Here is a 22,859-nt window from a genome sequence, read left to right on the forward strand (position 1 = left end):
TTATTTAATCTTCTTAACGAAAGTCTTATTACTAGTGATATAACTACCATCACTCAATACAAATCTGGTAATGCCATAGTACTTAATTGTCTTCACAATTCTTACTTTGGCACCCTTTCTAAGTTCATGAACAACATCATGTTCTGAGAATTTCTTGCTTGAGTGGACCCAAATCCCAGTATCACGAATGACACGAACCTGTTTAGCATGTGACTTTGGACGGTAGTATGCATCATGGGTATCGTTAGCATTGATGAAACCACCATTAGCTAAGCGGTATCTGATGTGACCGGCTTTCGTTCTAATAATTCCAATGACTTTGAATACCTTAGCGCGATTTCTTGGTTCTTTCTTGTATTCACGAATCAAGTTTTCGTCATTAAAGTAGTACTGACTGTGTTTATAGATATTAGCACTTCCGTAAACATAGAGTGGGAACTTAGCACGAGCAGCACGGTAGGCCTTGTCATAGTAATGAACGAATACTGATGACTTACCAATTAGATTTGGCTGGCCAAAGTAACCCATCCCAATCTTGTGACCTAAAGCAGATCCTGCTTTGCGGTCGTTGCGGTACTGGATCTTACCAGCTTGGTAACCTTGCAAGTAAGCCTTCTTATAAGCATCAGACTTACCATTCAATAGATTATTAACCGTTGATTGAGATTGGTTCATCATCCCATGCTTATGACCATCTTCATAGGCGTTATAACCATAATTATAGTTATAATCGTTCAATGAACGACGAGCCTTTGGCATGTTATTGCCGGCATCTTGGAGACCGGATAGATATTGTTTACCATCCTGGTATCCAATGTCATATCCAACACTTGGATTCGTTGGTTCTGGAACACTGTTAATGGCATCATGGAAACCATCCTTGGCATCTTGGTAACCCTTGATGTAGCGATTGGTATAGTCTTCACTCTTACCATTCAGTGGATTTGGATCAAATGGTTCACCAACATGGTAGCTCTTGGCACCATTTTCTTCAGCATGATCATCAACCTGTGGCTGGTTAGCAGCAGCAGCTTCGGCAGCTTCTTCGGATTCTAATGAATTCTTGAATTTAGCAGCGTTACTGTTAACTTGAGAATTTTCATTTGAAAGAACGACGCTTTCACTTGAAGCAGCAGATGCAGCTTTAGATGCAATTTCTGCGTATGATGCGGCTGAGTTCGGATTATTTGTCTTGTAACCTTCACTCGTTGCCGATGAAGCAATGGATGCTTGTTCAGAAACGGCATGAGCGGCACTGTTGGCAGCAGATGCAGCGGAACTAACAGCCTTAGAGTTTGAACTAACCACACTCTTGGCTTCATCATCAGCAGATTTGTATGCACTGTTGACTGAATTAGCAACTGATGAAATCTGTTGAGCCGTTTGACTAGCAGCTGAATTATAACCGGCGGCAACTGAGTTAGCATGGCTTGCGAAACTGTGATCCATATTGGCAGCGTGTTGAGATACGACTCTATCAGCATTTTCTGCCACATTATTATCATCAGATGCTTGACTAGCAGCAGTTGATGCTGCTTTAGCATATTCAGATGCCAATAAATCGTCAGAAGTCAATTTAGCTTGACTGACTGCGGTTGATGCAATTGATATTTGTTTATCAGCATCTTTAGCAGCACTCGTTGCAGTTGATGCAGCAGAGCTAACGGCGGATGAATCCAATCTAGCAGCACTCTGAACATCTGGCGTTGCACTATGGTAAGCACTTGCGGCAGATTGAGCAATGGATGTTGCATCCTGTGCAGCCTTATTAGTTAATGCACCATAGCTATTAGCTGCAGTACTGAATTTATCAGCTTCAGCATTAGCATGTTGATCAAATGCATGGTGGACATTGGCAGTATGACTTGCGATATCCTTATTAGCATTTGCAGCAGTACTGTTATCTGCAGCGGCTTGTGATGCAGCGGCTGATGCTGTATTAGCATATGAAGCAGCTTGGCTTGGATCATTAGTTAGTTTACCAGCACTAGCAGCTGATGATGCAATTGATGATTGTTTAGATGCATCATTATGAGCACTCTCAGCAACCGATGCAGCAGAACTGATTGCTGATGAATCAGCACTAATTGCTTTCTTCACATCGGGGGTAGCTGAATTATAAGCACTTGTTACCGAGTTAGCAATTGATGATGCCTGTTGAGCACCTAGACTAGCAGTTTGGTTAGCATCACTTGCATTCGAACTAGCGTGGCTAGCAAATGTGTGATCCATGTTAGCGGCATGTTGTTTCTCAGTAGCATTTTCGTCCGATGCATTATTACTATCTAAGGCAGCTTGTGATGCAGCATTTGATGCGTTCTGAGCATACGATGCGGCTAAGCTTGGATTGTCTGTCTTCTGGGCCTCACTTGCATTTAATGAAGCAATCGATGATTGTTTAGATGCATCCGCTGCATAGCTATTTGCAGCAGTTGAGGCTGAATTAACAGCACTTGAATCGGCCTTAGTAGCGTTTCTAACATCAGAAATTGCTGAAGCATAAGCTTGATTGGCTGAACTAGCAAGTTTAGATGCATCCTGATTCGTTTGTTCAGCTAACCTTGAAGCATCACTAGCGTTTGAACTAGCGTGACTGGCAAAACTGTGATCCATGTTGGCAGCATGTAGGCTAGCATTGCTATTGGCATTAGCTGCTGAAGCTTCGTCATCAGCAGCCTTTGATGCGGCTTCGGATGCAGTCTTTGCATACCCTGATGCTAATGAATCATCAGAAGTTTGTTTAACGGCCTTAACTGCGGCTGCAGCAATATCTGATTGCTTAGTAGCATCAGCGGCATAACTATCAGCATCCGAGGTTGCTGAACTAACGGCGGATGAATCAGCACTAGTTGCGACCTTAACATCCGGTGCCGCAGATTGATATGCAGCGTTAGCAGACGAGGATACTGTTGATGCAGCCTTAGCAGCTTGATTTGCTGAATTGTTTGCAGTATCAGCAGCAGCACTGTAACGATTGGTTTCAGCACTAGCATGATTATAGAAAGCATGGTGAATGTTAGCAACATTTTGATTAATCTTACTATTTTCATCTGCAATCTTTTGATCATCTATCTTAGCTTTTGCAGCAGCATCAGATGCAGTCTTAGCATATGAATCAGTTTGCCCCGGATCATTAGCCTGATTACCGGCAACAACAGCATCAGATGCAATCCTGGATTGTTTATATGCATCGTCAGCATCGTCACTTGCTAATGAAGCGGCGGTACTAACAGCAGCTGCATCAGAACTAGTTGCACTTTGAACATCAGACGGTGCATTTTGATATGCCCCCGATACCGAATTGGCAACCCTAGATGCTTGTTGAGCACCCTGATCAGCGGATACATTTGCATCACTTGCAACCGAACTAGCGTAGCTACCGAAACTATGGTTCATATTGGCAGCATGCTGATTTTCCATTGAAATTGCATCAGATGCATTCTGGTTATCAACCGCTGCCTTTGATGCGGCGGTTGAAGCATTATCCTTATAAGTTGCGGCTTGATTTGGATCATTAGTCTGATTAGCAAGTTTAGCATATGAATCAGCACTTGATGCTTGTTCAGCTGCTTCTTGATTAGCAAGGTTGGCATTGGAAGCGGCAGAATTAACAGCGGATGAATCAGCACTAACGGCATTCTTAACATCAGGCGTTGCTGATTGATAAGCAGCACTCGCTGAATTAGAAAGACCAGTGGCTGAATCTGCCGTTTGTTTAGCAGCATCAGATGCATTGTTGGCATTGAAACTAGCATGGTTAGCAAAGATATGATCCATGTTAGCAGCATGTGACTTTACAATATTATCATCATTAGCAGCATTGGTACTATCAGTTAATGCTTTAGCAGCAGCATCAGATGCGGTACCAGCATACTTGGATGCTAATATATCATCTGAAGTTTCGTTAGCGTCACTAACCGCAGTCGATGCAATCGATGATTGTTTGGAAGCGTCCTGAGCGGCATCACTTGCAGCTTGAGCAGCGGAACTAACGGCGGATGAATCTGCACTGGCTGATGCTTGTACAGCCGGAACAGCACTATCATAAGCAGTATTAGCCGAACTAGCAATTGCGGATGCATCTTGGGCAGCTTTATCAGCAGCAATCTTGTAATCATTTGCAGATGAACTGAACTTACTTGCTTGACCCTTAGCATGTTGTGCAAATGCATAGTGAATGTTAAATGTATGCTGATCAATCGTTACGTTTGCACTTGATGCGGCCGAACTATCTAAGGCAGCCTGCGAAGCAGCTGATGATGCAGTTGATGCGTATGAACTAGCGGAACTTTGATCAGTGGCATTAGCGCCATCACTCGCAGCTGCTGATGCAATCGATGCTTCTGATGAGGCATCCTGAGCAGCACTAGTAGCAGAATTGGTGGCATCGCTAATGGCATTTGAATCAGCATAAATTGACTTTTGAACATCAGAGGTTGCACTAGCATAGGCATTAGCAACCGAACCATTAATGGTGGTTGCCCTTTGAGCTGCCTTGCTAGCAGCCACACTATCATCATAAGCAGTAACGCTAGCAGCACTCCCAAATACATGGTACATATTGGCCGCATGCTGATTAACATTGGTGGCTTCTTTAGCTGCAGTATTATTATCAGCCAAAGCTTTAGCAGCCGCTTGAGCAGCGTTAGCAGCATACGAAGAACTGACATCCGCACTAATTGCCCGGTCGGCATCATTGGCATTCGTTGCTGCAATAGCATTTTGACTAGATGCATCTTTAGAAGCAGCGTTAATAGCGTCAGTTGCAGCTTTCAATGCAGCAGAATCAGAATTTACGGTTCCTTGAACAGCTGGTGATGCTGCATTGTAGGCATCATTAGCTGAACTAGAAGCTGCATTTGCAAATTTAGCAATCTTACTAGTGGCACCATTATAACCACTTGCCATTTCACTAGCATGGTTAGCGTAAACATGGTTCATATTGGCGGCATGAATTTCTTCTTGTACTTCCGCACTGGATGCTAATTTGTAATATGTCTCAGCGTTAGATGCAGCCTGGGATGCACCAGCAGCATAAGAAGACGTAGTGTTTGGATCTTGATTTTGTGCTGCTTGTTTTGCATCCAATGCTGCAACGTCAGATTGATCAGCAGCATTATTAGCGGCATTATTAGCAACCCCAGATTCAAAGTTAACGACAGTTGAATCAGAACTAGTTGCTTTCTGAATATCTGGTGTAGAGTTGTTATAGGCTGTCGCAGCCGAACTAGCAATTGAATTGACCCTTTGAACAGTTTGAGCAGCTGAACCAGCATAGTCACTAGCGGCAGAACTAGCATGATTAGCAAAGATTTGATTTACCTTTGCTGTATGCTGATTAACAATTACATTAGCATTTGCTGCATCGGTATTATAAGTAGCGGCACTTGATGCGGCATCCGATGCTAAGCTAGCAAAGTGGGCAGCTTTATCTGGATCATTAGTTCTGTAACCGTCATTTGCATATGAAGATGCACTTGCAGCTTGATCAGAAGCTGACTTAGTAGCGTTTGAAACATTAGTATATGCAGAACTAACGGCGGCAGCATCAGAACTAGCTAATTTTTGAACGTCAGAGGTTGCACTTCCGTAAGCAATCGCAACTGAACTAGCGTTTGATGATGCACCCTTTTGGGTCTGATTAGCAGCTGTATAGGCATTGCTTGCATTAGAACTAGCAAAGCTCCCAAAGCTATGATCCATATAGGCAGCATGTTTATTAACACTTGCATCAGCAGAACTAGCAGTTGAATCATCCGCTTTAGCGCTTGCGGCAGCTTCTGATGCTGTTTTAGCATATTCAGAAGCTAACTTAGCATCAGAGGTTTGGTTAGCCTCACTAACGGCTGTCGAAGTGGTAGCTACTTGATTATGTGCATCTAAAGCAGCTGAATTGGCAACCGATGAGTTATAGCTGACGTATGATGAATCCAAACTAGTGGCACTTTCGACGCCATCCGTTGTCGCATTATATGCAGAGTTAGCGGAACTAGCTACCGATGAAGCATTTTGAGCATCAGCACTCGCTGTGGCACTATAATTTTGAGCTGAAGTATTAAATCCACTAATTTGACCTTTGGCATGCTGTGCAAAGGCATGGTTAATATTATTTGCATATTGATTAATTTTATCGTTAGCTGTCTTGGCAATGGTACTGTCTAAAGTAGCCTGTGATGCAGCAGATGAAGCTTGTTTAGTAAACTCAGCAGCAGAACTAGGATCATTCGTCTTTTTAGCTAAATCGGCAGCTGAGGATGCGGATTGATTTTCTGAAGAAGCATCCTGAGCGGCACTAGTAGCAGTATTAGCTTCATTATTGATTGCATTTGAATCAGCACTAATTTCATTTTGAACGTTAGCTGGTGCTGAATCATAAGCAGTTGATACAGAATTAGATGTTGCTATAGCACTCTGAGCCGTTAAACTAGTAGCACTTGATGCATCACTAGCAACTGAACTAAAGTGACTGGCAAAGATGTGATCCATGTTAGCAGCATGTTGGTTAACAATGTCATTTTCATCCGATGCACTGGCATTATAATCAGCAGCACTCGATGCGGCATCTGATGCTAAGCTAGCAAAGTGAGCAGCACTATCTGGGTTACTATTTTGTTGAGCTTGTTGAGCATAACCCCTAGCACTGACGGCCTGGTCAGATGCTGATTTTGCATCGGCATTTGCTGCTGCTTCAGCTGTATCAATAGCTTTAGAATCAGGTCTAGCGGCATTTTGAACATCCTGTGGAGATGATCCGTACTCTGTACTTGCTGAATTAGAAGTGTTAGTAGCACTTCCAGCAGTCTGGCTAGCAGCACTTGAAGCCGTATCCGCACTCGAACTAGCATAGCTAGCGAAGCTATGATCCATGTAGGCAGCATGCTGATCCACGATACTATCAGCATTTTGAACGGCAACATTATCATTTGAAGCACTTGCGGCAGCGTCTGAAGCCTCCGCAGCATACTTGGCAGCCGATGAATCATCTGAAGTTTCATTAGCTGATTTAACTGCATCAGCGGCTGATGCGGATTGATTGGCGGCATCCTGAGCGGCTGCCTTAGCAATCGCAGCGTATGAACTCACTTCGGATGAATCAGAACTGGTGGCAGATTGAACATCGGACGTGGCACTACTATAAGCAGTAGCAGCCGAAGCGGCAACCGATGCGGCATCCTTATTAGCAGTGGCAGCAGCGTCTCCATAATTCTTAGCAGTAGTTCCATACTGGTTAGCCTGGCCCTTCGCATGCTGATCAAAAATCTTATGGATATTATCAGTATGCTGAGCCATATCATTATTGGCATCCGTGGCGGTCTTGTTATCAGCGGCGGCTTTGGCAGCGGCATCCGATGCTTGAGAAGCATACGATGATGCAACCCTTGGATCAGTCACTGAACTAGCAGAAGCAGCGGCGTCCGAAGCATTCTTGGACTGCTGAAAAGCATCCTTAGCAGCAGCATCCGCTTTAGCAGCATCATTATTGATAGCCGTTGAATCAGCAGCCATTGAAGACTGAACAGCAGATGGTGCGGACTTATATGCATCAGCAACTGACTTATTAGTTGTATCAGCGTTATTAGCTGCTTGGGTTGCAGCAGTCGAAGCGGTATTTGCTGATGAACTAGCATAACTAGCGTAACGATGGTACATATTAGCAGCGTGTTGATCAGCTGCAATACTATCATTTTGAGCAGTAAGGCTATCTGAAGCAGCATTAGATGCCGCGGTTGATGCCTCACCAGCTAGCTTAGCAGCAGTATCTGGATCACTAGCCTGTTTAGCTTGCTGAGCATACCCTCGGGCACTTGCAGCTTGTTCAGATGCATCCGAAGCGGCACTGTTAGCGTCTGAAGCAGCAGAACTAACGGCTGATGAATCAGCACTAGTAATTTTTTGCATTTCAGGCGTAGCTGATTGATATGCGGCATTGGCTGAATCAGCAATATCACTAGCACTCTGAGCTGTTGTACTAGTAGCAGTTGAAGCAACATCTGCATTTGAACTAGCACGGCTAGCAAAGATATGATTAATAATTGTAGCATTTTTTCTTTCTTGGTTATTAAGGTCAGCAACATCGGAACTATCATCTGAAGCAGTTGATGCGGCAGCAGCTGCACTTTGAGCATACGATGCGGTCGTTCCTTCATCAATTGATTGTCCTGCTAAATTAGCATTTGATGATGCTAGATATGATTGTTGATTGGCATCTTGAGATTTAACGGCAATTTTTGAAGCAGCGGAACTGACAACTGCAGCGGCGGAACTGATTTCAGATTGAATATCAGATGGCGCATTGCTGTAGGCATCACTTACAGAAGTAGCCATTGACGATGCTGATTTATTAATTTGATTAATTGCGGAACTATATCCATTAGCAGCTGCACTATCATGATTAGCAAAGATGTGATTCATATTAGCGGCAAATGAATTGGCATCCGAAGCAGCACTCGATACTAATTTATTATACGTTAAAGCATTCGAAGTGGCAGTTGAAGCTTCAGCAGCGTATGATGATGCACTATTAGGATCGGTAGCTGCAATCGCATAACTAGCATCAGATGAGGCATTCGAAGCATATTGATCTGCGGTTTGAGCATCATGGTTAGCAAGTGTAGCCTTTAAACCAAGTGCAGCTGAATCGGAACTAGCCATGTTCTGGACGTCAGACGGAGCGGCATTATAAACATTCGTAGCGGAATTGGATACCGTTGTAGCTTGCTGAGCAGAACCATTAGCACTATCTCTATATCCACTTGCCATCATACTAGAGTAGCTTGCAAAACGATGGTACATGTTAGCAGCATGCTGATTTTCAGTTGATAGTGCATTGGCTGCACCATTATTAGCATCGATTGCATTCGATGCAGCTTCAGAAGCACTCTGTGCATATTTAGCAGCTTGATCTGGATCACTAGTCTGTTTAGCCTGATTAGCGAATGCATCAGCACTCGATGCTTGCTTTGATGCAATTGCAGCTTCACTTCGAACGGTCGAAGCAGCTGAACTAACGGTATTTGAATCTGAACTAGTAGCATTCTGAACGTCAGGTGTTTCCGATTGATAAGCAGCGCTGGCAGCATTGGAAATTGAATTAGCACTTTGAACATTTTGAACAGCGGCCTTTGAAGCATTATCGGCGTTAGAACTGTAATGATTAGCAAAGATTCGATCAACATTTACAGCGTGCTGATCAACAATACTATCAGCAACACTCGCATTACTGTTATCAATCGATGCACTTTGAGCTGCGGTTGAGGCGGTATCTGCATACTGGGATGCTAACTTGGCATCAGAAGTATTATTAGCACTAACGACAGCGTCTGAAGCGGCTTTTAATTGGTTAACCGCATCACTGGCTGCAGAACTAGCGGTTGTTTCAGCTGAACTAACGTATGATGAATCTGAATATGCTGATGTTTGAACATCAGACGTTGCACTACTGTAGGCAGTAGCAACTGATGAAGCGACTGCTGAAGCATCCTTAGCGTATGCTTGAGCGGAATCATTATAGTCCTTAGCAGAATCTTCATACTGATTAGCCTGACCCTTAGCATGTTGATTAAATGTTTGCTGAATATTGGCAAGGTGTTTATTAATATCTGCATTAGCAGTGGCAGCCGTGGTATTATCAGCAGCAGCTTTAGCAGCAGCATCCGATGCTTGATTTGCATATGACGATGCCATATTTGGATCAGTTGCGTCATTTCCTAAACTAGCAGCTGTTGATGCAAGCTGAGCTTCATGAACGGCATCATTAGCGGCGTTATTAGCAACTCCCGCTGCCGTCTTAACGGCAGTTGAATCAGCATTCATGGAATCCTGAACATCCGCTGGTGCACTCTTGTATTCATTGGCGACCGAATTGTTAGCCGTAGTGGCATTTTGTGCAGCTTGAGTTGCAGCACCTGAAGCAGTATTAGCTGATGAACTAGCGTAACTACCAAAACTATGGTACATGTTAGCAGCATGCTGGTTTTCAGTATCGAAATCATCTGATACTTTAGAATTGTAGTAAGCAGCACTTGATGCAGCATCCGATGCTAAACTAGCAAAATGAGCAGCACTACCTGGATTACTATTTTGTTGAGCCTGTTGAGTATAATCTCTAGCACTTGAAGCTTGTTCAGATGCGAGACTGGAATAACTATTGGCCTCAGATGCAGCTGAACTGACAGCTGATGAATCCATATTAGTAGCGTACTGAACATCAGACGTTGCAGAATGATAAGATGCGTTAACCGCATTTGAAACAGATGTGGCACTTGAAGCTGTATCACTAGCGGCACTTGAAGCTGTATCAGCACTCGAACTAGCATAGCTAGCAAAGCTGTGATCCATGTAGGCAGCGTGCTGATCGACGATACTATCAGCCTGTTGAATAGTTGCATTATCATTTGAAACATTTGCAGCAGCAGTTGAAGTCGCAGCAGCATACTTAGCGGCCGATGAATCATCTGAAGTTGCATTAGCTAATTTTACTGCATCAGCAGTTGATGCAGCTTGATTAACGGCATCTTTAGCAGCGGCACTAGCAGTGGCTGCGTATGAGCTAACAATGTATGAATCAGAACTAGTGGCCGTTTGAACATCAGAAGTAGCACTATTATAAGCTGTGGCAGCTGATGAAGCCACAGTTGAAGCATCCTGATTAGCAGTAGTGGCTGCGTTTTCATAATTCTTAGCGTTAGTTCCATACTGGTTAGCCTGACCCTTCGCATGCTGATCAAAAATCTTATGAATATTAGCGGTATGCTGGGCAATATCATTATTGGCATTCCCAGCAGCAACATTATCAGCAGCAGCTTGAGCAGCAGCATTGGATGCCTGAGCAGCATATGATGATGCAACCCTTGGATCAGTTGCTGAATTAGCAGAAGCAGCGGCATTCGAAGCATTTTTAGATTGTTGAAAGGCATCTTTAGTGGCAGCATCTGCTTTAGCAGCATCATTATTGACAGCGGTTGAATCGGCTGCCATTGATGATTGAACATCAGATGTAGCAGACTTATAAGCATCAGCAACTGACCGATTGGTTGTATCGGCATCATTAGCAGCTTGATTTGTAGCAGCCGAAGCAGTATTCGCTGATGAACTAGCATCGTTAGCATAACTATGGTACATATTAGCAGCGTGTTGATCAGCAGTCGCACTTTCAGCAGCAGCATTATTACTATCATTGATGGCCTTTGAAGCAGCATCTGATGCTAAACTAGCATATTGAGCAGCACTATTCGGATCAGTAATTGCATTCGCCTGTTTAGCATATCCATTAGCACTTGAAGCTTGTTCTGAGGCAAGACTTGCATAACTATTAGCAGCACTGGCAGCTGAACTTACATCTGACGAATCGGAATAAGTTTCCTTTTGAAGCTCTGGGGTAGCCGAATGATAAGCGGTATTCGCTGAATCAGCAACATCATTAGCACTTGAAGCATTCGAACTAGAAGCGTTCGAAGCATCATCAGCAACTGAACTAGCATGGTTAGCGAAGATATGATCCATATTGGCAGCATGAGATCTAACACCGCTATCAGCAGTACTAGCTGCGTCCCTATCAGCTGAAGCACTAGCAGCAGCATCCGATGCACTGGTTGCATAGTCAGATGCTTGTGAATCATCTGAAGTTGCATCCGCTAGACCGGCATACTTAGCAGCACTGGCAGCTTGATTGGCGGCAGCGTTTGCAGCATTTGTGGCATCAGTTGCACCCGCTTTAACAGCAGCCTCATCTTGAGCAGCAGATTTTTGAACTGCAGGAGTGGCACTACTATATGCATTTGCTGCCGAATCGGCAATGGTAGAAGCATCTTTAGCATACTTCTGCGCATCCGTATTATCAGCTTGAGCAGAATCATTATATCCATGCGCTTTTTCAGCATCATGCCTTCCAAATGCATAGTGAATGCTTGCGACCTTCTGATTAATATCAGCGTTAGCTTTTTGAACAATTTCATTATCGGAAACTGCCTTTGCAGCAGCAGCTGAAGCTTCATTTGCTTTCTCTGCAGCAAGACTTTGATCCATTGTCGCATTCCCTGATTTTGCATATTTATTAGCATCTGCAGCGGCAGCTGTGGCATCATTAGCAGCAGATCGAGCAGCAGCGGCAGCTTCTTTAATAACGTTAGAATCAGAACTAATCAAATGTTGAACATCAGATGGAGCAGTAGCATAAGCATCAGAGACAGAATCATCAGTCTTAGTTGCCTGTTGGGCACCACCAGTTGCAGCGGTGGTTGCACTATCAGCAACTGAACTAGCTTTGCTACCAAAGATATGGTACATGTTAGCAGCATGCTGTTGTTCAATACTAAATTCATCTGATGCATTCGTATTATAAGTAGCAGCACTCGATGCGGCATCCGATGCCAAACTAGCATAGTGAGCAGCATTATTGGGATCACTAGCCTGTTTAGCTTGCTGAGTATAATTTCTAGCACTCGCAGCCTGATCAGAAGCAGATTGAGCATCATCATTTGCTGATGATTCAGCGTCAGTCACAGCTTGAGAATCAGCACTTGCAGCATTTTGAACTTCTGGAACTGATGATTTATAAACAGTGTTAGCAGCATTTGAAACTGATGTGGCACTTCCCGCAGTATCACTAGCAGCACTCGAAGCTGTATCAGCACTCGAACTAGCATAGCTAGCAAAACTGTGATCCATATAGGCAGCGTGCTGATCGACGATACTATCAGCTTGTTGAATAGTTGCATTATCATTTGAAACATTTGCGGCGGCAGTTGAAGCCGCAGCAGCGTATTTAGCAGCCGATGAATCATCCGAGGTTCCGTTAGCTGATTTGACTGCATCAGAAGCTGCTGTAACTTGATTAGCAGCATCCTGAGCAGCAGTTGAAGCAGTGGCAGCGTAGGAACTTACAATGTATGAATCAGAACTAGTGGCCGTTTGAACATCAGAAGTAGCGTTACTATAAGCAGCGGCAGCTGATGAAGCCACGGTTGAAGCATCCTTGTTAGCAGCGGCAGCGGCATCCCCATAATTCTTAGCAGCAGTTCCATACTGATTAGCCTGACCCTTCGCATGCTGATCAAAAATCTTGTGAACATTAGCAGTATGCTGAACCATATCGTTATTAGCATCCGTTGCGTTCTTGTTATCAGCGGCGGCTTTGGCAGCGGCATCTGATGCTTGAGAAGCATACGACGATGCAATCCTTGGATCAGTTGCAGCACTGGCAGAAGCGGTAGCATTTGAAGCATTCTGGGACTGCTGAAGGGCATCCCTAGCGGCAGCATCCGCTTTATTAGCATCATTGTTGATAGCCGTTGAATCGGCAGCCATTGATGATTGAACATCAGATGGTGCTGATTTATAAGCATTTGCAACTGAATTATTAGTTGTATCGGCATTATTAGCAGCTTGGGTTGCAGCAGCCGAAGCAGTATTGGTTGCTGAATTAGCATAACTAGCGTAACTATGATACATATTAGCAGCGTGTTGGTCAGCAGTCGCACTTTCGGCAGAGGCATTATTACTATCATCTGCAGCTTGTTGTGCTGCATCCGATGCTAATTTAGCATACTGGGAAGCACTGTTCGGATCACTAGTTGCATTGGCCTGTTGAGCGTATCCATCAGCACTTGAAGCCTGTTCTGAAGCAAGGCTAGCATAACTATTAGCAGCACTGGCAGCAGAACTGACAGCTGATGAATCAGCACTAGTTTCATTCTGAAGAACTGGAGTAGCTGCATGATAAGCAGTATTTGCTGAATTAGAGACATCATTAGCACTTGAAGCATTCAAACTAGAAGCATTCGAAGCATCATCAGCAGTTGAACTCGCATGGTTAGCAAAAATATGGTACATATTAGCAGCATGTGATCTAACGCTATTATCGGCATTTTGGGCCTTAGTTTCATCATCTGAAGCACTAGCAGCAGCGTCCGATGCAAGCCCGGCATACTTAACAGCCGATGCAGGATCAGAAGTTTGATTAGCCTTATTGACATAATCGGTAGCACTAGCAACCTGTTGTTTAGCATCAGCAGCAGCGTTTTTAGCGGCGGTTGAACCCGCAGAGACAGCTGAAGAATCTTGAGCGGCAGATTGTTGAACATCAGAATTAGCACTAGCGTAAGCTGCAGAAGCAGAAGCGGCAACAGCAGAAGCATCACCAGCATACTGTTGAGTCGAATCATTATACTTTTTAGCAGCGTCACTATATTGATTAGCTAATCCCTGGGCATTTTGATTACGAATATTATTAATATTATTTACATGTTTATTGATATTAGAAATTGCTGCAGCAGCTGCAGTACTATCAGCGGCGGCATTAGAAGCATCCGAAGAAGCAGTGGATGCATAGGACGATGCAGATGCTGGATCAGTTGCTAATTGTCCTAAACTAGCAGCGGTAGATGCATTCTGTGCTTGATTCGATGCATCTTTCGCAGCATTACCTGCAATAATATTTTGAGTATTGATTGCATCGGAATCAGCACTCATTTCATTTTGAACATCTGAATTAGCGGACTTATAAATGTCAGCAATGGAATTATTAGCAGTTTGCGCATCTTGAGCATTTGTCTTTGCAGCATTAGAATATGTCCCTGCAGCTGAACTAGCATAACTAGCGTAACTATGGTACATATTAGTAGCATGCTGTGCGACCGTCTGATTATCATTGTTCACGTCATTATTATATGCTTCCGCTTGAGCAGCGGCTGCAGAAGCTTTGGAAGCGTACGATGAAGCAGTCCCTGGATCAGTTGCATCACTGGCAGATTTAGCATTGTCAGATGCAATTTGAGCTTGGGCAGTGGCTTGTTTAGCAGCATTATCAGCAGCTGCTGAAGCTTGTGCAACCGCTTTGGAATCCAACTGAGTCTCTGCTTGAACATCTGAAGTTGCACTACTGTAAGCTTGTGCAGCGGAAGATGCAATTGAATCAAGACTTTGATCCGTCTGATTAGCAGAACCAGAAGCAGCACTAGCGGCTGAACTATAATTACTTGCAAAACTGTGGTACATGTTCGCAGCGCGAGTATTGGCATCATTACTAGCAGCGACTGCCGTATTATTATCAGCTACAGCATTGGAAGCAGCAGCAGAAGCAAGTCCAGCATAGTATGCTGCAGAACTTCGATCACTAGTTTGTGCAGCCAATGCGGCATTTTTCAATGCAGCTGCCGTTTGATTAGCAGCATCATTAGCAGCCGTAGTAGCAGTTGTACTATCTTGTCCAATTGCCAAGGAATCAATTTTAGTTACTCCCTGCATATCAGATGAAGCTGATTGATAAACTGCACTTGCAGCGCTAGAAACAGAAGTAATCCCCTGTGATGCTAAACCTGTTGAATTATTGGCATTATTAGCAACAGAACTATCGTTACTTGCAAAGCTATGGTACATGTTAGTTGCATAACTGTCAGCAGTTTTGCTAGCAGCGGTGGCAGCATCGTTATCATTAGAAGCTTGTCCCGCTGCATCAGATGCTAAATTAGCGTATTTAGCTGCACTGTTAGGATCACTAGTTGCATTTGCTTGTTGGGCATAACCAGCAGCAGCAGTTGAATGTTGATTTGCAAGGTTTGCATAGTTATTAGCTTGATTTGTCGCAGTGTTAAGGCCACTAGAATCTGAACTAGTAACATTCTGCATACTAGACGTTGCCGATTGATAAACGTTATTAGCAGCAGCTGAAACGTTCTGAGTATTCTGGGCAGTCTGAGCAGCGGCAGCTGAATAATTACCAGCATTAGAACTCGCGTTGTTAGCAAAGATATGATCCATGTTAGCAGCATGTGATCTAACACTATTATCAGCAGTTTGAGCCTTATTTTCATCACCTAAAGCACTGGCAGCAACATCTGATGCAATACCAGCGTACTTAGCGGCTGAAGCTGGATCGGAAGTCTGGTTAGCCTTGTTAACAGCATCAGCAGCGTTAGCAATCTGTTGTTTAGCATCAGCAGCGGCATTGGCAGCGTCAGTTGCGCCCGCCTCGACAGATGAAAAGTCTGCAGAAGCCGATTGTTGAACACTAGGAGTAGCACTACCATAAGCTTTGGCAGCTGAAGCAGCAATGTCTCCAGCGTCACCAGCATACTGTTGAGTTGAATCATTATACTTATTAGCAGCGTCACTATATTGATTTGCTAATCCCTTTGCGTTTTGATTAACGATATTATTAATATTATTTGCATGGTTATTAATTTTAGAAATTGCATCAGCTGCGGCAGCACTATCAGCAGCGGCTTGAGTAGCAGCAGAAGATGCTTGAGAAGCATATGATGATGCAGATGCTGGATCAGATGTTAATTTACCTAAACTAGCGGCTGAAGATGCAATTGATGCATATGATGACGCACCGTTATAAGCATTATTAGCAGCCGTCGTCTCATTATTAATTGCCGTGGAATCCGCAGAAATCCGATTTTGAACGTCAGAAGTTGCAGATTTATAAACATCCGCAACAGAATTATTGGCAGTTTGAGCAGCCTGAGCATTCTGCTTAGCAGCAGTCGAATCAGCATTCGCAGTTGAACTAGCATAACTAGCATAGCTGTGGTACATGTTCGTAGCGTGGACGTTAGCATCATTGCTAGCTGCAACTGCGTTATTACTGTCAGTGACAGCATTGGAAGCAGCCGAAGATGCAAGATAGGCATATGATGATGCAGACGTTGGATCAGATGCATCCATCGCCGATTTAGCATAAGAAGATGCATTTTGAGCCTGGGTAATTGCATCTTTAGCAGCAGCATCAGCAGTGGCTGAATCTGCAGCAACAGCTGTGGAATCAGGCTTAGTCTGCTGTTGAACATCAGCAGGTGCATTGCTGTAAGCCTGTGCAGCAGAAGATGCAATTGAATCTACATTTCCATCTACTTGAGTAGCACCAGCAGAGGCATTTTTAGCAGTTAAACTAGAGCTACTTGCAAAGCTGTGGTACATATTCGTAGCGTGGACGTTGGCATCATTACTAGCAGCGACTGCATTATTACTGTCTACGATAGCGTTAGAAGCAGCAGATGATGCAAGGCTGGCATAGTGGGATGCGGAACTATAATCACTAGCCGCCTTGGCTAGTTTAGCATTGGTTACCGCATTCTGAGTATCCGTATTAGCATTCTGAGATGCTTGATATGCAGTGGCACTATCAGCATTAACGGCCGCCGAATCAGCTTTGGTGGCTTCTTGAACATCAGGTGAAGCCGATTGATAAGCAGCGTTAGCTGAACTAGAAACGGCAGCAACACCTTGAGAAGTTGTTCCAATGGCATTGCTAGCAGTACTAGCAGCTGAACTTGAGTAGCTTGCGAAACTGTGGTACATGTTCGTAGCACGTGAACTAGCATCATTCATAGCCGCAATCGCGTTATTACTGTCGGTGGCAGCAATAGCAGCTGCTTGGGATGCAGCAAATGCATACGATGATGCAGACGTTTGATTAGTCGTCTGATTAGCTGATGCAGCGTTATCAGATGCAATCTTCGATTGAGCCGCTGCAGATTGAGCAGCATCATTGGCTGCTGCAGAATCTGCTGCAACAGCTTTGGAATCAGGTGATGTTATATTTTGAATGTCAGAAGGCTCGTTACTATATGCTTCTGAAGCTGAACTAGCAATTGAATTCGTTGTTTGAGCCGTTTGTTGTGCAGCTGAACTAGAATTACCGGCATCGACACTGGCACTACTAGCTAAAATCCGTTTAACATTAATCGCTAATTTATCAATCTCTTCACTCGCGGTCGTTACATTATTATTATCATTGACAGCATTGGAAGCGGCAGTCGATGCGGTTGCCAAATACCCATTCGTTTGATTAGGATCATTGGTTGAAGCAGCTTGATTTGTGGCTTGATTAGCAGCTGTTGATTGATTTTGTGCGTCGTTTGCAGCTTTATTAGCTTGACCAGCATAACCAGCAATAGACTGTAGATCGGCACTAATTGAGCCCTGGGTACTTGGATTAGCACTCTTGTAATCATCTGAAATGGATTGAGCTACATTCTGGGCGCTTTGATTGGTAACACTTGCTTGACTACTCTCGAAACTTGCCAAGTATGAATGAACATTGATTGCATTCTGATTAATTTGATTATTAGCATTAGCAGCATTACTTGCGTCAGCCATCCCACTTTGTGCTGCATTCGATGCTAAACTAGCATCCTTAGATGCAGTCGCAAAGTCAGATGTACTAGCTGCTTCCTTATAATAGGAATCAACATTTGATGATTGCGTTGAAGCATCACTAGCATAGCCACTTACGGCCTGTTGTTCATCACTGATTGCCGTTGAAGTTGCTGCAATTGAACCCTGCGCAGCAGAAGGCAATAAACCGTATGCATTATTAGCGGCGGTTGACTTCGTGCTGGCATCCGTTGAAGCAGCTGATGCCTGTCCACTTGCTTGGTTGGCTTGAAGTGAACTGATGATGGTACTTTCTCTGTCGGCATCGACAGCCGCACTTTGTGCAGCAGTAACATCTTGATTAGCCTTATTCATTGCGCCTAGACCGGTATTATAATAGGAAGAATTATTAGCAAAGTCATCAGCATTTTGAGATGATGCAGTACTAGCAATTCCAGATTGAGCTGCCGCATCTTTATAAGCAGCATCAGCGGCCTTACTATCAGTACCAATCTGATTTGATGCACTTGCAATTGAACCAGCAATCGCACTGTTGACAGAAGCGTAGGATTGGGATGCGTTGCTAGAAGCTGTAGCTACTTCAGCAGAAGCACTTTGTGCAGCAGCAGCTTGTCCACTATCGACTGGAACGTCATGATAAATACGACCTGCGATGCTAGAAAATTGGTTAGCCTGATTAGTTCCTTGATCAAATGGCGTTGGTGATGGATTTGGATTCATATTTCCATTATTATCAGGGTTATAGTTAACAGCATTTCGAGTATAATCACCGTTTGGATTAATTGCCATTTGGTTACCGCTACCTAAGTAGTGAATTGTAATTACCATTTGACCACTATTAGGGAAATTATATCCAGTTGGGAAATTAAAACTAAATGTTAAATTACGGTTTTGACGATTCTGATACCCTTCTGGAACATCAATGATTCCAGTATATTGATCCGTATCAGTATTGGTAATCGTATTACCGTTATAATCTGTAAATTGAGAATTATCGGTATAGTAACCATTATGTCCATCATCAGGAGAAAATGTTTTTCCATCATTTGGATTCGTGATTTTAATGTAAATAGGTCCCTTATAATTTGGATCATAGTTACTAACGTTAACCTTTACAGACATCTTATTGTTATCAACTTGAATTGGATTATTGGCAAATGAAACGTTAGGAATATCAAAGAATCTTAAGTAACGGCTTCCACCATTAGTTAAATTAGAATTAAAAGTCCCATTGTTTCCATCATAGATAACGTTTGTTCCATTTAATTTATATACGGTTAGTTTATTAGTAATATATGCGTAATTACCGTTAGAATCCATGCTGGCTTCGTAAAGCGGTGTGTATGAAGTATCATTATTAGTAGAAGCTGAATTAGTAACAGCAGATGAATAAATATTAAATATTCCATCGGCAATAAATCGGCTTTGTGTTCCAGAATTACTATTTAAATCAAAGATAACGTTTTGTTTACCTGGACTATTAACGAAGAAACCTTTAGCACCATATAAATCAATTAAATTAATATTCCCAGTTCCATCAGCTAATAATTTAACATTTGAATTATTGGTAACATTAACATATCCACCTGAATTAACATAAACTAAATTACCGGCAAAGCTTCCTAAATTCTTACCTTCAACATCAAATGTACTATTATTTTCAACATTAATATTTCCATCCGATAGACTGACAGCATTATATCCGGAATAAATTTGACCATTAGTGTGTACACTAAAAATACCATTATGATTTACATTAATGTTAGCTCCAGAAGACAATGTAACTGGTGAATATGCAGCATTAGGATTTACATCACTATCAACAATTAAATTACCACCATCAACATTAATTGATGAATTAGCACCAGACATATTAATTGATGATTCGGCCATTCCATTTTCAGTATCCATTGCGGACCCATTATAATAAGTCGTACTATTATTAGTAGGATTAATTAGTAAAGTAGCTCCTTTACCAATATAAATACTGCCACTCCCACTAGTCATATTAATGGCACCGTTAGCCCATTCATTAGTTCCAGAATTTTTGGCAGGGTGCAAAATCATATTTGATCCTGAATCCAATATAATTGAACCATTAGAAGATTCAAAAGATATCATACTAGAAGAATTTTCCGTATAACCTGTATATGTTCCACCAGTAGCTACACGTAAATTACCAAGTACAGATTGTAGATAAGTAAATTCAATATTATTTTGTGTACTCCCCGAAATTGGTTGTAATATTTGCGGATTCCATGGGGTGTAATATCCGCCACCATTAATATAATAATCAGTCCCACTTACATTAAGAGAACCTTTATCAACAACTACATTAACCCCAGAAATATATATTAATTGATTTCCAATATAGTTAACATTTTTATAATGCATTGTACCAACATCGGTTTGATTATTTCCTGAACTATCATATATTTTAATTGGTCCATAAAAATTTCCACCATACATTGTATGAAAGTTTTGAATATTAAGTGTACTATCTGATCCATCTGTTCCCATTGAAGAATCATCTAAAGAAACTGATGCCATTGAGAAATCAACAATATGATTTCCACCATCCACAGTTAGCGTGTGACCATTAAAACCTGTTACACCATAAGTGTTTTGTCCAGCACCATTGTAACGATCATTAAATTTATCATTTTGAAAGTTTGCGTCACTTATAAATTGAAGTTTTTTAACATTAGCATTTATATTATTATATGGCCCATAATTAACACCTAGTGCACTATTGAATTGATCACCATTACTTACAAATACAGTTCCATTATTCATTTGATCAACAGTGGTATTATATCCATATTGGTAAGCATTATTACCAGTATTAGAATAATAATACCAAGGTACTTTATTAAATGTATTACCAGTAAATTGCTTACTCATGGCATTTTGAGCACCCAAGTATGCTTGATCATAAGCATTAGTTGAATTACCTTGTGGTGAATATGAATTAGTAACTGGAACATAAGATCCGTTAACATTAGATCCTTGGTTAGTAACAACGTTCCATTTACCCTTTTCTGCATCTTGAGCACCTTGGTGTGCCAAGAAGTAATTATATGCAGATTGATAAGCAGAATTATTGGTTGAAATTCCATCAATCGTATTTTGGCTTAATGAGCTTCCACTAAAGGCAGATTCTGAAGTTTCCATACTTGTCATGGCACTATTTGGTGAAGTTTGGGCAACACTCTGAGTAGCTGCTGAATAGCTTTGGTAAGCATCTGATACGCCGTTATAACCATTCATATAATCGGTGTCTTCGTTAGCTGAAGTAGAACCAACAGCAGTCCCTGATTTAGCTTGGTTCCAAGCTTCATTTTCACCACGTTGGTATTCTAACTTTCTTAAGTCATCATAAGCACCACTGGCAGCTGAACTAGCGGTTGCAATTGCATTAGATGCTGCTACTACAGCATCAGATGCGTCATTAATAGATTTAGCATTTGTATTGGTAGTATCATATGCCTGAGCGGCAGCGTTATTTTGATTACCACTTTCTGAACCACCACTAATTGAACCCCATGCGGTTTTAATATTGTTATTAGCTTTGTCAGCAGTATCACTATTTTGCGTAATAATATTTGATTGCGGCAAAGCATTATTATATTGACTCTTAATTGATGAGTAGTCGTTATGAATTGAAGCATAAGAACTATAACTCTCTGCAGAAGCTATTGAATCAGCACCACTTGCATATGTGTATTCACTGCTTAAGTTCCTGAATTTATCATTTGCTAAATTAGAATTATTTTGTAATTTGGAAATAGTATTATTTGCAGCTTTAGATAGTTGTTCTGTATTAGCGACATTAGGATCCACAGCACCCGAACCAGCTAAAGTAACATTAGCATTCTTTTTAAGCAATTTGGATGCAGGATTACTAGATGGTTTAATATCATTCGAACTGCCACTAGCGGAATTAGTAGCTCCGATGTTAGCAGATGCACTAGGCGTCGTTTTAGTACCAACACTACTATTAGATGCTTGTGCAGTTCCACTTGCTAAACTACTACTTGATGAACCATTCGATTGAGTCTGTGATGATCCGGTTGAATGCTCACTTTGAACGTTAGTATTGCTAGTAGTTGAACCAGTACTATTTTGACTATTCGTTTGTTTAGCAGCTGGCTGTTCTTGGTTATCACTACTGCTAGAACTATTAACCTGATTAGAACTACTGTTTGTGGTTTGACTACTGGTAGTTTGAGCTTGATTAACGTTGCTGTTAGAAACATTCGAGTCACTGCTTGCAGAGGAGCTGGCATTGCTCTTGTTGCTTGTACTTGCAGCACTAGACGTTGACGATCCCGAATGCGTAGGGCTTACCTCATCAGCGTGAGCTTCAAAATTGGCATCTAAGGCTGTCTTCGACTTACTATGAGATGATTTACCATTCATAGAAGTGATCATGGTTCCACCAAAAGTCAATAAAGAAACGGATACAGTAACCCATTCTTTCTTGATTTTACGAAGGCGTTTCTTTTCACCAGTCTTATGAAATTGTCTTTTATTATATAACAATAAAAATACCTCCTCTGCTTTCAATATGTATAACAAATGTTTAAGCAACATCTGTTACTTTTTATTATATATAATCTAATTATGTGTATAAGGTTAGTTTATTCTAATCATCATGCAACTATATAGTATAATACATTTTTATTCAGAAATATATTATATGGCTTTTTAGAATATTATTGCATATTTTATGGTTA

General features: G+C 42.1%; 1 protein-coding gene. It reads right to left on the bottom strand.

All coding sequences use genetic code 11. The features are described from left to right. Complete coding sequence (locus WR164_RS07090) at positions 1-22,665, bottom strand: DUF5776 domain-containing protein (RefSeq protein WP_286136840.1); 22,665 nt, start codon at positions 22,663-22,665, stop codon at positions 1-3. Positions 22,666-22,859: the final 194 nt, after the last annotated feature.

It is taken from the genome of Philodulcilactobacillus myokonensis, assembly GCF_027923585.1.
In the GTDB taxonomy this organism is placed as follows: domain Bacteria; phylum Bacillota; class Bacilli; order Lactobacillales; family Lactobacillaceae; genus Philodulcilactobacillus; species Philodulcilactobacillus myokonensis.